Source organism: Microcystis sp. M169S2 (assembly GCF_020245865.1).
Taxonomy (GTDB): Bacteria; Cyanobacteriota; Cyanobacteriia; order Cyanobacteriales; family Microcystaceae; genus Microcystis; species Microcystis ichthyoblabe_A.
In genome coordinates this window covers 1-12,544 of sequence record NZ_JADBUB010000208.1, presented here as the reverse complement: position 1 = coordinate 12,544, position 12,544 = coordinate 1, and the positions used below count along the sequence as shown (strand labels likewise).

Here is a 12,544-nt window from a genome sequence, read left to right as displayed (position 1 = left end):
GCAGGTGGTGGCGGTGAGCAGGGTGGGGATCATGATCACACCGAACCAGCCGACATAAAGACGGTTGTTGGTGCTGGTGATCCACTGGCAGAACTGCTCCCACAGGGAAGCGCTCTCGCGCTGTTGTAGAGTGGTGGTCATGGTTGGATAATTTCTGTATGTATTAGGTTGTCAAGGTTCGTTGTTTGACATGAGCTAATACTATCGGCTTTTTATAGTTATGTAAAGGGGTTTTAAGGAATATTTTTTTATCAATGTCATAACTTTTACTTATATAATTGATGTTCATGTAAACTAGATGCAGACAAATTCTGCAAAAATAAGCGATGATACCCGAAATTACTGCAAAACTATTGGAAGCGAAGAAGGAAAAAGGACTGAGTTTCGCTGACCTAGAAGCGATTCTAGGACGAGATGAGGTGTGGATTGCCGCTGTTTTTTACCGGCAAGCGAGCGCCTCCCTAGAGGAAGCAACGAAAATTGTGGCAGCTTTGGGACTGGGAACCGAAATCGTCGCATCTTTAACCGAGTATCCTGTCAAGGGATTGGGTCCAGTTGTCCCCACTGATCCCCTGATTTATCGTTTCTACGAGATCATGCAGGTGTATGGAATGCCCCTAAAATCGGTGATTCATGAAAAATTCGGCGATGGTATTATGAGTGCGATCGATTTTACCCTCGACGTGGATAAGGAGGAAGACCCTAAAGGCGATCGCGTTAAAATTACCATGTCGGGTAAGTTTTTACCCTATAAGAAGTGGTGAGTCCGGCCAAAGTCAACGGTAAGGGATTTCTATTCCTTGCCGCTCTTGCTATTTTTCTTAACCAAACTTAACAATTGACGGCAAAATTTTGCTTGCTTTTTTTTTGCAGATTTTGAGAGAATTTAAAATAGATTCCAGCGCTCAATCGCCCAGGAGATATAATGACGATTCAACCTCAAGAAATTTTAGAAAAGCTTCAGTGGAGATACGCTGTCAAAAAATTTGACCCGTCTAAAAAAATTTCTGAAGCAGATTGGTTTATCTTAGAAGAAAGCTTGAGACTGGCTCCTTCTTCATATGGTTTGCAACCCTGGAAATTTATTGTCGTTCAAGATCCAAAAATTCGTGCGGCACTTACTCCGGTCAGTTGGAATCAAACTCAAGTAGAGGATTGCTCCCACTATGTGGTACTTGCTACTCTTACCAAAATTGAAGTAGCATATGTCGAGAAATTCGTTGCAAAAATAGCTCAAGTTCGAGAATTAGATGTCGCTTCTCTGGAGAATTATAAGAATCTGATGGTGTCAGATTTAGTTAATGGGCCACGCTCAGCAATTGTTCAATGGTGGTCTCAGCGACAGAGTTATATTGCGATGGGAATGCTGATGGAAACCGCCGCCTTGCTCGATATTGATGCTTGTCCACTAGAAGGAATCGAGCCAGCGGCTTATGATCGTATTCTGCAATTAGAAGGTAGCGGCTATGCAGCAGTAGCAGCAGTGGCTCTCGGCTATCGCTCCTTAGAAGACAAATATCAACTGTTGAAGAAAGTTCGCTTTGATCGCGATGAGGTTATTGTCTGGCATTAGTACAATAAGACTATATCAGTTGAGGGATTGTTTATGAATCGAGGAAAACTGGTTGCGATCATTACTGGAGCGATTTCGATTGCGATCGCTTATTTAATTCTAGTGCAATTACTAGATTTTCGTGGAGAAATGATACCCGCTCCTCCACTCTTTTTGGGATTTTAGATTTTAGATTTTGGATTGCGAGTTTCCCTTGTTCCAAGGCTCTGCCTTGGAACACAATATCTAAGGCTCTGCCTTAAAATAGTATTCAGGTTCTACCTGGGAACGAGATCTTACTCATAACTGATAACTGATAACTGATAACTGCCTAACCTAAATCTCGGTCTTTAGTGACAGTAATTTCCTTAGATAAATGTCGATACCAAGTAAAATAGAGACCGATGGAAAGCAAAAGAAAAACCAAAGCCAAAATCTTCAAACTTTGCCACTGCTTGATGATTAAAACAATCCCCATCATAAAGAGGACTAATTGCCAAGGAACGGTGAGAAAAGCGGCAATGATATCCCGTTGATTTTCCGCTTTAATTTTTGCCTGTAGATTAGGTTTAACACTGTGACGGACTTCTCCCCAAAAGCCAAAAGGTCGGGTAACATTATAGAAATTTTCCATAACTAAACTATCGGTGGGAGGAGTTAACAAAGTAGCGATAATACAGCCAGCTAAAGCGAACAAACTCGGCACAAGAAAGAGAATAAGTTCCTGATATTGACTGTGACGAAAGAAAGGTAAAATTATCGCTTGTGAGGCAATGGCCGCAATCATTCCTGCTAAAGTTCCCACGGCAAAACCATAACCATTAAAGCGCCACCAATACCAACGTAATAGGAGAGGAACTGCTAATCCCACCCCTAATCCCGTGGTTAACCAACCCCAAATATCATTGACATTTTCGATATTAAAACTCAAAACTAAGCCAATTGCGACCACAAAAATCGAGGCCAAACGACCTTGAAAAACTAACTCCTGTTCTCCCGCATTTGGTTTCAAAAAAGCTTGATAGATATCTTTGACCCAATAGGCGGCACTAGCGTTGATAACTGCGTTAAAAGTGGACATAGCCGCCGCTAAAAAAGCAGCAATTAATAACCCTTTCATCCCCACAGGAATATATTGAGTAATCACCGTGGCAAGAATTCTTTCTGGATCTGTAATCGTGCCTTCGGTTAAACCGTAGTGAATACCTAAAACCGCAAAAGCTGTGACTAGAGGCCAACGGAAAGAAAGCAGAATAATCCAGAATAAAGATAATAAACCGGCATCTCGATCGCTTTTAGCGGCTAGGTATCGTTGTAACATATAACCACCGCTGCCGCTGCAACCTTCGATGATGGTTTTAACTAAATAAAAGAAAATCACCCCACCAAACAAATTAAAGATGGCATAATCTCCGGGTAAATCCAAAGTCATCGAAGGAAAAATACTAGCCCAGTCGCTTAAATTCCAAGTTTTTGGCTCCGTTGCCCCCGGAATTGCTACCGTGAAACTATCGGGAAGATTAACGGTAAAAAAGGCCACTGTCGATACATAAATTACCGCCACAAAAATCAGAAACCCTTGAAATAAATCGGTAATTACCCCACCATAAAAACCACTGGCCACTGTATAAATTAAGGTTAAAAGAATTAATATCACCGAAGCAAGACGATCATCCATACCCAGAAACTGCCCTAAAAATTTCCCCCCCGCAACGGAGAAATAACTCATCGCACCGATAGAGAATAAGAGAGTGGCGACGGCGCTAATAATTCGGGCAAAATTTCCCTGTTTTCCCGGTCCAAAGCGAAATTGCATCCATTCCGCCATGGTCATAACTTGGGCGCGGCGATTCCATTTGCCCATAAAAGCCATGAGAAAGGCCATAATTAGGACAACACCGCCCCGGATTTCGATAAATAGTCCTTTAGGACCGACCGCGTAAATTAGGGCAGAAATGACCATAGTTCCCGCTAAATCGGTGTTAGCCGCCATTCCCGACACCCCTAACATCCACCAGGGCAAATTGCGATTACCTAAAAAGTAGGATTCTAGACCTTGAGAAGCTTTTTTCTCGGCGATAATCCCGATTATTAGGGTTCCTGCCAGATAAAGCAGCACAATTACATAATCAATTAACTGCATAGTTTGGATCAATTTAACTTTCGATCGTTATAGCATCAATTGACTACGATTTCTGGCTAACGGTTTCTTTTTCTAAGATTTGCACCCGTTGCTCCAGCTTTTTTAAATCTTCCTTTAATTCAATTACTAAAGTGGCTAAACGCTGGAACAGTGGGTCACTTTCCCCGACTACTTCCCCATTTACTATACCCGTTCCCGATCGCCGTTGGGGAATGGGAGCGGCATTTTCCCCGCGGATGGTTATTCCTCGGACCTGACTTTCAAGGCGCTCAACTCGATTGCGGAGACTAATTAACTCCGATCTTACCGCCGTATCCGATTGTGCCTTGCTGGCATTAACAAAACTCAGTATTAGCAAAAGGGAGATAATCAGCATTAAAAAGCCAGAAAAAGAGATTTTAGCTAATTTCATCGATTTTACCTCCTATCTATCTGACCCAACTTAATGTTAAGAAACGTGGCTAAATCTAAAGCTTGATTGCAATTCCGCCCCCGGGTGATTAGTTGCTCAAAAGAGGATGATAAGGTAAAAAGCACGATTTTGTGGAAATTTGGCCTTATCTCTATGTATAAAAACTCAGATAAAGATTTTCTCGGAGCAGCAATCACAGCCGGTTTAGGTGCGGGAATCGTCACTTCTTTTGCCGTCAATCAAGGACAAGACATCGGTACAGCTTTAGGAATTACCGCTTTAGCGGCTGTTTGCGGTGTTATCTGCCGTCATTTTGACCTAATGTGATGCAATCTTCCTCACACCTCCAATTCTGCCGAAAAATCCCGTTTTTTCTCGTATTGATAGGGACCGAGCAGAGCTCCCCAAATTCCCTTACCACTGCTGGGATCTAGACCTTTATCGTAGGTTTTTAGGCTATGACTCGTCACCTCGAAACCCAAAGACACCTGATAGGTTGTCCCTTCATAGGTGAATTGACAGTGCTGTTCCGGTTGCGGTTGGGCGATAAACTGGTATTGATGATCAGCGAGGGTATGGACTTGGACCGCTAAAGTGCAAGTAGGCAGGAAAGTTAGGTCTTCTAAGCTAATTTTTCGCAAAATATCGGGATTTTTGCCCGCACCTTGCACGGATTTCAGGTCATTAAACATATAATGCCTAACCTCTAACCCTCCCGATTCCGAGCGCGTTAATCGCCACAGTCGCGGTCGGTAGGGTTGGTCTAAATTGATGATACTGGCTTGTTCGGCAAAAAGCGCGATGCTGTCTTCCCGAAATAAAAGCAACGGACGCAACCATAAACGCAGGTGAACGTACCACACTGGTTCTGCTTGCGCTTGCCGTTGATTTTCAAATTCACCCGCGAGATACCGACCGAAAGTGATTAATTCAGGGGTCATAGGTCAAAAAATTCTCCTTATTGCCTCAAAATTAATCCTAACACCCATATAACTCACTTTTTTGACAAAAATGACCTTCAGGCTACCAAAACCCGCTTAAACCCGGCTATTCCCCCTTTAGTGTACCAATATTCCCAGCGACCGCCAGCAGCACTAGACCAATCCTTGAGGTCAAATTTACCGCTGCCAGAGGGAGTTCCCGCGATGCGGTAGACTTTCACCGCTTGACCGTTATTATTCCAGATTAAAGGTCGATCCGGCTCCATCTGTTCGGGTAGAGTCCTGTTAGTTTGCAGAAAATAGGCATCTTGTCCCTTATCGGTGCCGTTGCCATAGACTTTGGCGATACCATTCTCATCGATCGCCAGAAAAGCTCCTTCTTCTAAACCGATAGCGTAGGCGGGCAGTTGATTGTGATTATCGTGTACATTACGGGCTAAAAAACCAAAAAGGCGACCATATCTTGTTTCGGGATGATCTTGATTGAGTCGATCCAAATGGGTATCTGTCACCACTTTTTTGAGAAAAGGAACCCGAATAAAATCACTCCGATAGAAGTCTTTAGTGTTGAAGTGAAAGGGATTATTTAATATTTCTGAACTCAGTACTCCTTCGTGAGTAGGCGCATAGTAAAAATCACCCAGAATAGCCATTCCTGCGCTGGTTCCCGCCACGGGAACTTTTTTGTCGTTGATCAGATAATTGATCGCTGTTTCCACCTTTGTGCTTTCCCACAAATCCTCGTACTGATTTTGATCACCACCAGCAAAAAAAAGAATATCGGCATTACGAATATATTCGATAACATCAGGATGATTCGCCCCTTCACGACTATCAATTGATAGTTCCGCCGCTGAGCCGATCAGGGAGGGATAATTGTCGCAAATCCAATCGGCTTGACCGCCAAGATCGCCAAAGCGCAACACTAAGTAATTACCGCCTTTAGCTCGATTTAATAACCATGTGGTCGCTTGATCTTCTCCTAACTTACCTCCTTCCGCTCCCCCGATTAATAAAATACCCGATCGATGTTTTACAGACTGAAAATTGGCTTTTCCACAACGACAAGAATAATGGAAATCTCGATCATGATTGTTGGACATGGTCTTATACCCTCTCCCCTTAGCTTACTGCTTCTATCCTAGCTTCAACTAGGACAAAATCAGAGTTTTCTACCATAAAAGTTAACAACAAAGCCGATCTATAGCTGAAATCGGTAGCGGCAAAACTCCCTAGTTTACATTCTGTTAAAAATCGTCCTATAATAATTCAAGCCTAGAAACTGGCAATTATTACTGTTAAAGTTGGGAATCGGCGGGCGATATGTTAAATAGACGTTCTTTTTTGCAAGGATTAGGTACAATCGCCTTAGCGGGGGGTTTAAGTGGCTGCGCTTCCAGAAGCGGCGATCCGAGCATTTTTCTCCTATCCGGTTCGATTCCGCCGCGATTACTAACAGATTTTCAGAAAACTATTGCCGAAAAAAAAGTCAGTTTTCAGTCGGAAAGGCAGCTGAAAGAGCTATTAAAATTGTTGGAAAAATGGTTACAAAATCAGGAGCAACCAGCCTCACAATTTCCGATTCCTGTCCCTTTTAGGGAACAAAACCCAGCGATAGGTAATTTAGTCACCCTAGGGGATGCTTGGCTAGGAAAAGCGATTACCAACGGTTTAATTCAACCCCTAGATACTTCTCAACTCTCTAATTGGTCAAAACTGCCCCTCCGTTGGCAAGAAAACATGACTCGCAATGCTCAAGGACAACCGCAAACAGAGGGAAAAGTCTGGGGTGCGCCCTACCGTTGGGGAATGACATTAATTGCCTATAATGAGGAAAAATTCGCTCAATTTGACTGGCGACCACAGGATTGGTCTGATCTATGGCGACCGGAATTAACTGGTAAAATTGCCCTAATTGATAATCGTCGCGAAGTCATCGGTTTAACCCTAAAAAAATTGGGTTATTCTTATAATTCTAGTAATTTAAAACAAGTGACGGCACTAAAAGACCAGCTATTCGCTTTACAGAAACAGGTAAAATTTTATAGTTCTCAACATTATTTACAACCCCTGATACTTGGTGATGTCTGGCTATCTGTGGGTTGGTCTAATGATATTTTACCAGTGAGCGATCGCTATAAGAAAATCAAAGTTGTTGTCCCCAAATCCGGTACTTCTCTCTGGTCTGATGTGTGGGTAAAACCAGTTTTAACTACTCCTAATTCTCTTGTCCAGCAATGGATTGATTTTTGTTGGCAACCAGAATCCGCTACTAAAATTTCTTTATTTACCTCTGGATTATCACCCCTAATTCTCACTGAAAATCCCGACCAAATTTCCCCAGATATTAGAAATAATCCTTTACTTGTCAATCCGGAAGCGATCAAAAAAAGCGATTTTTTAAACCCTTTATCGCCAGAAACTGAGCAAGAATACGAGGAGTTGTGGCAAGCAATGCGACAGTCAGTATAGTCATACTAACTTCGTTGAGTACAGGCTACTTATGAGGACAGGCAACAGGCAAAAGGCAACAGGAGGAATAAATAATCAGTCTTTAATAACTGGATTTGGTATCAGGAGATACTAGAAAAATTCTGTGAGAATATTGAGGTTAAAAATACATTTACCTAACTGATAACTGATAACTGATAACTGCTCACTGATAACTGATTAAGCGGTTTGACTTTGGGTTTCTTGGGCGAGAAAAGTCAGGATAGAAGCTTTCTCAATTAACCCCAAAACCGTGCCGTTTTCTTCTACCACTGTCACTTGAGATAAATTTTCTCCTTCCAAAATTTTCACGACATCTAGGAGTGAAGTATTAGACAAAACCAGTTTAAGACTTTCGCTAGTTTGTAATAACTGGCCGATATTTACCTCTGTCCATTGGGAAGTGGGAATCGTTTTCAGAGCATCTACATTAATCACCCCCAATAGTTTACCTTCGCTATCGGTAACTAGGAATTTAGACCATTGTTGTTTACCGATAACATAATTATTAGCAAACTCGCGCAGGGTTAAATTAATCGGAACTACAGGACTATTAGGAGAGATAACATCTTTAGCGGTGTAGCGACTTAGGAAATCTTGAACCTTAGCTGATTGAGCGGAAAAGCCAGCATTTTGTAGGAGGAAAATGCCAATTAATAGCGTCCAAAAACTGCCAAATTGACTGATTCCGAGAATTGATAGCGCACCGATGACAATCGCTAACCAACCAAAAAATTGACCGAAACGACTAGCGAATAAAACCCCTTTATTGGGATTGCCTGTTACTTGCCAAACGATAGCTTTAAGGATATTACCACCATCTAAAGGTAAACCGGGGATCAGGTTAAATAAACCCAGAGCGAGGTTGATATAGGCAAGCAGAGAAAGAATCGCCGCTAGGGGCGCGCTTAAACTAATATTAAGACCAATAATTAGGAAGATACCGAAGAGCAGTAAACTAACTAAAGGGCCGGCAATTGCTACTAGAAAAGCTTCTAGGGGAGTTTTCGATTCTCTGCCGAGAGTTGCCAAACCACCGAATAAAAAGAGGGTAATTGATTTGACTTCAATACCTTGGGCGATGGCAACAAAACTATGACCTAATTCGTGGGCAACCACGGAGGCAAATAGGAGAATAGCGGCAAAAAATCCTAAGAGCCAGGGCATAATTCCCGTTAACTGGGGAAACTGACTTAATTCTCCCCCATAGGTTAAGGTAATTAACCCCAGAACAAAGAACCAAGAAGGATTAATATAAAAGGGAATTCCAAAGAGATTCCCGACTCTAATGTTGCCATTCATTTTGTATCTTCTCCAATTATGGGGGACTAACGCCAAGAAAATTAGGTTATCAATTGCGCCATTCACTTCTGTTAACAATTGTAACAAAAATGAAAATCTCTCCGGCATTCTTTCAGGGAGTAAAAACCGTCATCACTGTTGTTCGGTTATTTTCGTAGGAGAATTAAATCAATGATTAATTATTTACGGGGACAAGCGATCGAGGTGCTCAAAACCCCTAATAACCGACTGATCTTGATTTTAGACGTAAACCAGATCGGTTACGAAATCCAAATTCCCTCGCGATTAGCCCTAGACATCGGCAAAGATAACAATGATAGTTGTCAGATTTTTACTCACCTACTCTTTCGCGAGGAGCAGCCTTTATTGTACGGTTTCGGCACCGCCCCAGAGCGAGATCTGTTTCGTCAACTGCTTTCCGTCAATGGGGTTGGGGCGCAATTAGCCCTAGCTTTAATCGATACCTTGGGGATTGAGGAACTTGTGGTGGCGATAGTGACAGGAAATACTAAAATTTTGAGCAAAACCCCCGGAGTCGGCTTAAAAACAGCAGAAAGAATCGCTTTGGAGTTAAAAACTAAATTGGCAGCATGGCGACAACTAAGAGAAGCGACGACGACAACCACGGCAATACTACCGGCAGCGGAGATCCTCGAAGATGTGCAGATGACCCTTTTAGCTTTAGGATACAGCCAAGAGGAAATCGATCGAGCCATAGCAGTCCTCAGTCAAGATGCTTTATTTAGTAAAAATACTCAGCCAGAAGACTGGATTAAAGGGGCAATTAATTGGCTAGGTTAAATCAGGAGTCAGGAGACAGGAGACAGGAGACAGTTTCATTTATTCTCCCCACACCCCACACCCCACACTTCATACCCCACTCCGGTGCTCCTTTCTCAGGGCAAATGTTAAAAAGTATTACGAAAATAGTGAGAAGGTGAACCAGATGCCGCAAAATAGTTGCGTTAGGTCGCTCTAGCTAGGGAAGTCTTGAGACGCTGAGGCGGAAACGAGATAACTTGAGCGTAGTGACCACAACTGCTATAAAATGTCAGGTTAAGTTTATTAATCTCACTTAGTTGGGAGGAATCCATCAATGAGTATCGTCACGAAATCGATCGTGAATGCTGATGCTGAAGCTCGTTACCTCAGCCCCGGCGAACTAGACAGAATTAAAGCCTTCGTTGGCAGTGGTGCCGCTCGTTTACGCATCGCTGAAACCCTAACTGGCGCTCGCGAAACCATCGTTAAACAAGCTGGTGATCGCTTATTCCAAAAACGTCCTGACATCGTTTCCCCCGGTGGCAACGCTTACGGCGAAGAAATGACCGCTACCTGTCTGCGTGACATGGACTACTACCTACGTTTAATCACCTACGGAGTAGTTGCTGGTGATGTCACCCCGATTGAAGAAATCGGTTTAGTCGGTGTGCGTGAAATGTACAAATCTTTAGGAACCGACATCGGTGCCGTAGCTCAAAGTGTTCGCGAAATGAAAGAAGTTGCTACTGGTCTTATGTCTTCTGACGATGCTTCTGAAGCTTCTTCCTACTTCGATTACGTGATCGGCTCTATGTCGTAGAATAACTCCTTTGTGAATTGTTCTAGACACACCCCTCGTAAACCTCTTAAGATTAAGCAAAACTCAAGGAAGAACCACCATGCAAGACGCAATTACTTCTGTTATCAACTCTTCTGACGTTCAAGGCAAATACCTTGACTCTAATGCTCTCGGCAAACTGAAAAGCTATTTCGCCACCGGTGAACTGCGCGTGCGTGCCGCTAGTGTCATTAGTGCTAACGCTGCCGGCATCGTTAAAGAAGCTGTGGCTAAGTCCCTGTTATACTCTGACGTAACCCGTCCCGGTGGCAATATGTACACCACCCGTCGTTACGCCGCTTGTATCCGTGACCTCGACTACTATCTCCGTTATGCTACCTACGCTATGTTAGCTGGAGATCCTTCTATTCTCGACGAGCGCGTTCTCAACGGCCTGAAAGAAACCTACAACTCTTTAGGTGTACCCATCTCCTCCACCGTTCAAGCTATCCAAGCGATGAAAGAAGTCACCGCTAGTTTAGTTGGTGCTGACGCGGGTAAAGAAATGGGGATTTACTTCGACTACATTAGCTCTGGCTTAAGCTAGAAGTAACGAACTCGAACAAAATAGGTTCGGGAAGCCGAGGATGAGTGCTAGGTCTTTAAAGGCTGAATCTGTCCAAGATAGGTTTTGACGAGCTAGTATTGATCCTTGACTCCCGACCTTTGTTATTTTAGGAAAAAGCCTTCGTTAGTTTGAGCGACAAGTTTTTCAGCGATTAGGAGAAGTCAATCCATGCGGATGTTCAAAATCACCGCTTGTGTTCCAAGCCAAAGCCGCATTCGGACACAACGGGAATTACAAAATACCTATTTTACCAAACTCGTTCCCTACGATAATTGGTTTCGTGAGCAACAGCGCATCATGAAAATGGGCGGCAAAATTGTCAAAGTGCAGTTAGCTACTGGCAAACCGGGAACTAATACAGGTTTACTGTAATCGGCTGCCACTAGAACTTAAAAAAAGAGGTCTTTTCAGACCTCTTTTTGCTTTAGGGATTTTTTTCAAACTGCAAAGCGGCAGAGTTGAGACAATAGCGTTTTCCCGTCGGGGGTGGACCATCATTAAAAACGTGACCGAGATGAGCATCACAGGTGGCACAAAGAATCTCTGTCCGCACCATGAAAAAACTAACATCTCGCTCGTACTTAATATTGGCCTCGTTAGCAGCAGTCCAGAAACTCGGCCAACCAGTACCCGAATCATACTTGCTGTCAGAAGTAAATAACTCCGTACCACAGCAGACACATTTGTAAATACCTTTTTCTTTATTATCGTGATATTTACCAGTAAAAGCCCGTTCTGTTCCCTTTTTGCGGGTAACTTGGAACTGTTCGGGAGTTAGCTGGGATCGCCATTCCGCCTCGGTTTTACGAACTTTTTCTACCATAGTCAGGACAACCGCCATTATGATTAAATTTCCCTTTTTAGTCTAACCTGAGTTCGAGATCTAGGGTTTTTTCATAAATATGAAGTATGACCTGATTTAGCATCGGCTTCTGACGACGGACTCCCCCAAAGGAAAACTTGGTCAGAAAACCCTATAAACTTAGCATAACCTCAGCTTATCAATACTATAAGTAACAATAGTTTCAAACCCCTTTACAAACCGATACAAACTCTTTAAGATAGAGACATCATCAATCAATCGTACCTCGACAACCTAATAGGAATCATAAACCAATGACCACCACCTTACAACAGCGCGAGAGTGCTTCCCTGTGGGAGCAGTTCTGCCAGTGGATTACCAGCACCAACAACCGTCTTTATGTCGGCTGGTTCGGTGTCATCATGATCCCCACCCTGCTCACCGCCACCACCTGCTTCATCATCGCCTTTATCGCCGCTCCTCCTGTAGATATCGACGGTATCCGCGAGCCTGTAGCTGGTTCTCTACTCTACGGAAACAACATCATCTCTGGTGCGGTTGTTCCCTCTTCCAACGCGATTGGACTCCACTTTTACCCCATCTGGGAAGCTGCTTCCTTAGATGAGTGGTTATACAACGGTGGTCCCTACCAGTTAGTCATTTTCCACTTCTTACTAGGTGTCTTCTGCTACCTCGGTCGTCAGTGGGAACTGTCTTTCCGTTTAGGAATGCGT

General features: G+C 43.3%; 16 protein-coding genes and 1 pseudogene. 10 read left to right on the top strand and 7 right to left on the bottom strand.

The features are described from left to right. Positions 1-141 (bottom strand): annotated as a pseudogene (locus tag IM485_RS19525) (photosystem II q(b) protein); the annotation flags it as partial. 185 nt (positions 142-326) lie between these two features. On the opposite strand from IM485_RS19525, the gene cynS reads away from it, so the two are divergent. From cynS to IM485_RS19510, 3 genes are all read left to right on the top strand, one after another. Further along, positions 327-764 (top strand): cyanase, encoded by a 438-nt coding sequence (gene cynS, locus IM485_RS19520; protein WP_012264521.1) that lies wholly within the window; start codon positions 327-329, stop codon positions 762-764. A gap of 161 nt (positions 765-925) precedes the next feature. Then, positions 926-1,573, top strand: a complete 648-nt coding sequence (locus tag IM485_RS19515) for an NAD(P)H-dependent oxidoreductase (protein WP_002738682.1) — start codon at positions 926-928, stop codon at positions 1,571-1,573. Positions 1,574-1,606: 33 nt separating this feature from the next. Beyond that, the gene (locus tag IM485_RS19510) at positions 1,607-1,738 is read left to right on the top strand and encodes a hypothetical protein (protein ID WP_287745098.1); all 132 of its coding nucleotides are present in this window, start codon (positions 1,607-1,609) and stop codon (positions 1,736-1,738) included. A gap of 145 nt (positions 1,739-1,883) precedes the next feature. On the opposite strand, the gene IM485_RS19505 is transcribed toward IM485_RS19510, so the two are convergent. Next, positions 1,884-3,695 (bottom strand): sodium:solute symporter family protein, encoded by a 1,812-nt coding sequence (locus IM485_RS19505; RefSeq protein ID WP_287745097.1) that lies wholly within the window; start codon positions 3,693-3,695, stop codon positions 1,884-1,886. A gap of 43 nt (positions 3,696-3,738) precedes the next feature. Continuing rightward, entirely contained in the window at positions 3,739-4,107 is a 369-nt protein-coding gene (locus IM485_RS19500; protein WP_287230929.1) for a hypothetical protein, read from the bottom strand. Between the two features lie 153 nt (positions 4,108-4,260). On the opposite strand from IM485_RS19500, the gene IM485_RS19495 reads away from it, so the two are divergent. Next, positions 4,261-4,434: a hypothetical protein gene (locus tag IM485_RS19495; protein ID WP_002739017.1), complete on the top strand. Its 174-nt coding sequence runs from the start codon at positions 4,261-4,263 to the stop codon at positions 4,432-4,434. An 11-nt stretch (positions 4,435-4,445) separates the two neighbouring features. Here the strand turns inward: IM485_RS19495 and IM485_RS19490 are convergent, their stop codons facing one another. Both IM485_RS19490 and IM485_RS19485 read right to left on the bottom strand, forming a co-directional pair. After that, on the bottom strand, positions 4,446-5,048 hold the full coding sequence (locus tag IM485_RS19490; protein WP_104395866.1) for a chromophore lyase CpcT/CpeT: 603 nt from the start codon (positions 5,046-5,048) through the stop codon (positions 4,446-4,448). A gap of 77 nt (positions 5,049-5,125) precedes the next feature. Further along, positions 5,126-6,151: a cyanophycinase gene (locus tag IM485_RS19485; protein ID WP_287745096.1), complete on the bottom strand. Its 1,026-nt coding sequence runs from the start codon at positions 6,149-6,151 to the stop codon at positions 5,126-5,128. 220 nt (positions 6,152-6,371) lie between these two features. Between IM485_RS19485 and IM485_RS19480 the strand changes: the two genes are divergently transcribed. Beyond that, positions 6,372-7,520 carry a substrate-binding domain-containing protein gene (locus IM485_RS19480; protein WP_287745095.1) on the top strand — a complete coding sequence of 383 codons (1,149 nt, stop codon included), beginning with the start codon at positions 6,372-6,374 and terminating at the stop codon, positions 7,518-7,520. Positions 7,521-7,718: 198 nt separating this feature from the next. Here the strand turns inward: IM485_RS19480 and IM485_RS19475 are convergent, their stop codons facing one another. Beyond that, positions 7,719-8,948, bottom strand: coding sequence for a site-2 protease family protein (locus tag IM485_RS19475; protein ID WP_194018407.1), 1,230 nt, complete (start codon positions 8,946-8,948; stop codon positions 7,719-7,721). Positions 8,949-9,011: 63 nt separating this feature from the next. On the opposite strand from IM485_RS19475, the gene ruvA reads away from it, so the two are divergent. From ruvA to IM485_RS19455, 4 genes are all read left to right on the top strand, one after another. Further along, entirely contained in the window at positions 9,012-9,641 is a 630-nt protein-coding gene (gene ruvA / locus IM485_RS19470) for a Holliday junction branch migration protein RuvA (protein ID WP_194018408.1), read from the top strand. A gap of 295 nt (positions 9,642-9,936) precedes the next feature. Then, on the top strand, positions 9,937-10,422 hold the full coding sequence (apcA, locus tag IM485_RS19465; RefSeq protein ID WP_002739012.1) for an allophycocyanin subunit alpha: 486 nt from the start codon (positions 9,937-9,939) through the stop codon (positions 10,420-10,422). A 79-nt stretch (positions 10,423-10,501) separates the two neighbouring features. Further along, positions 10,502-10,987: an allophycocyanin subunit beta gene (gene apcB, locus IM485_RS19460; protein WP_002758327.1), complete on the top strand. Its 486-nt coding sequence runs from the start codon at positions 10,502-10,504 to the stop codon at positions 10,985-10,987. A gap of 189 nt (positions 10,988-11,176) precedes the next feature. Then, on the top strand, positions 11,177-11,380 hold the full coding sequence (locus IM485_RS19455) for a phycobilisome linker polypeptide (RefSeq protein ID WP_002739162.1): 204 nt from the start codon (positions 11,177-11,179) through the stop codon (positions 11,378-11,380). Between the two features lie 52 nt (positions 11,381-11,432). On the opposite strand, the gene msrB is transcribed toward IM485_RS19455, so the two are convergent. Next, positions 11,433-11,849 carry a peptide-methionine (R)-S-oxide reductase MsrB gene (gene msrB / locus IM485_RS19450; RefSeq protein WP_104395861.1) on the bottom strand — a complete coding sequence of 139 codons (417 nt, stop codon included), beginning with the start codon at positions 11,847-11,849 and terminating at the stop codon, positions 11,433-11,435. A 275-nt stretch (positions 11,850-12,124) separates the two neighbouring features. On the opposite strand from msrB, the gene IM485_RS19445 reads away from it, so the two are divergent. Continuing rightward, the coding region (locus tag IM485_RS19445; RefSeq protein WP_502882198.1) for a photosynthetic reaction center family protein at positions 12,125-12,544 on the top strand (420 nt) is incomplete at its 3' end.

Coding starts and splice junctions, on each gene's coding strand:
- IM485_RS19485 (WP_287745096.1), bottom strand. CDS start 6,151: ATGTCCAACAATCATGATCGAGATTTCCATTATTCTTGTCGTTGTGGA.
- IM485_RS19495 (WP_002739017.1), top strand. CDS start 4,261: ATGTATAAAAACTCAGATAAAGATTTTCTCGGAGCAGCAATCACAGCC.
- IM485_RS19505 (WP_287745097.1), bottom strand. CDS start 3,695: ATGCAGTTAATTGATTATGTAATTGTGCTGCTTTATCTGGCAGGAACC.
- ruvA (WP_194018408.1), top strand. CDS start 9,012: ATGATTAATTATTTACGGGGACAAGCGATCGAGGTGCTCAAAACCCCT.
- IM485_RS19510 (WP_287745098.1), top strand. CDS start 1,607: ATGAATCGAGGAAAACTGGTTGCGATCATTACTGGAGCGATTTCGATT.
- msrB (WP_104395861.1), bottom strand. CDS start 11,849: ATGGCGGTTGTCCTGACTATGGTAGAAAAAGTTCGTAAAACCGAGGCG.
- IM485_RS19455 (WP_002739162.1), top strand. CDS start 11,177: ATGCGGATGTTCAAAATCACCGCTTGTGTTCCAAGCCAAAGCCGCATT.
- IM485_RS19475 (WP_194018407.1), bottom strand. CDS start 8,948: ATGCCGGAGAGATTTTCATTTTTGTTACAATTGTTAACAGAAGTGAAT.
- IM485_RS19480 (WP_287745095.1), top strand. CDS start 6,372: ATGTTAAATAGACGTTCTTTTTTGCAAGGATTAGGTACAATCGCCTTA.
- IM485_RS19515 (WP_002738682.1), top strand. CDS start 926: ATGACGATTCAACCTCAAGAAATTTTAGAAAAGCTTCAGTGGAGATAC.
- apcA (WP_002739012.1), top strand. CDS start 9,937: ATGAGTATCGTCACGAAATCGATCGTGAATGCTGATGCTGAAGCTCGT.
- cynS (WP_012264521.1), top strand. CDS start 327: ATGATACCCGAAATTACTGCAAAACTATTGGAAGCGAAGAAGGAAAAA.
- IM485_RS19490 (WP_104395866.1), bottom strand. CDS start 5,048: ATGACCCCTGAATTAATCACTTTCGGTCGGTATCTCGCGGGTGAATTT.
- apcB (WP_002758327.1), top strand. CDS start 10,502: ATGCAAGACGCAATTACTTCTGTTATCAACTCTTCTGACGTTCAAGGC.
- IM485_RS19500 (WP_287230929.1), bottom strand. CDS start 4,107: ATGAAATTAGCTAAAATCTCTTTTTCTGGCTTTTTAATGCTGATTATC.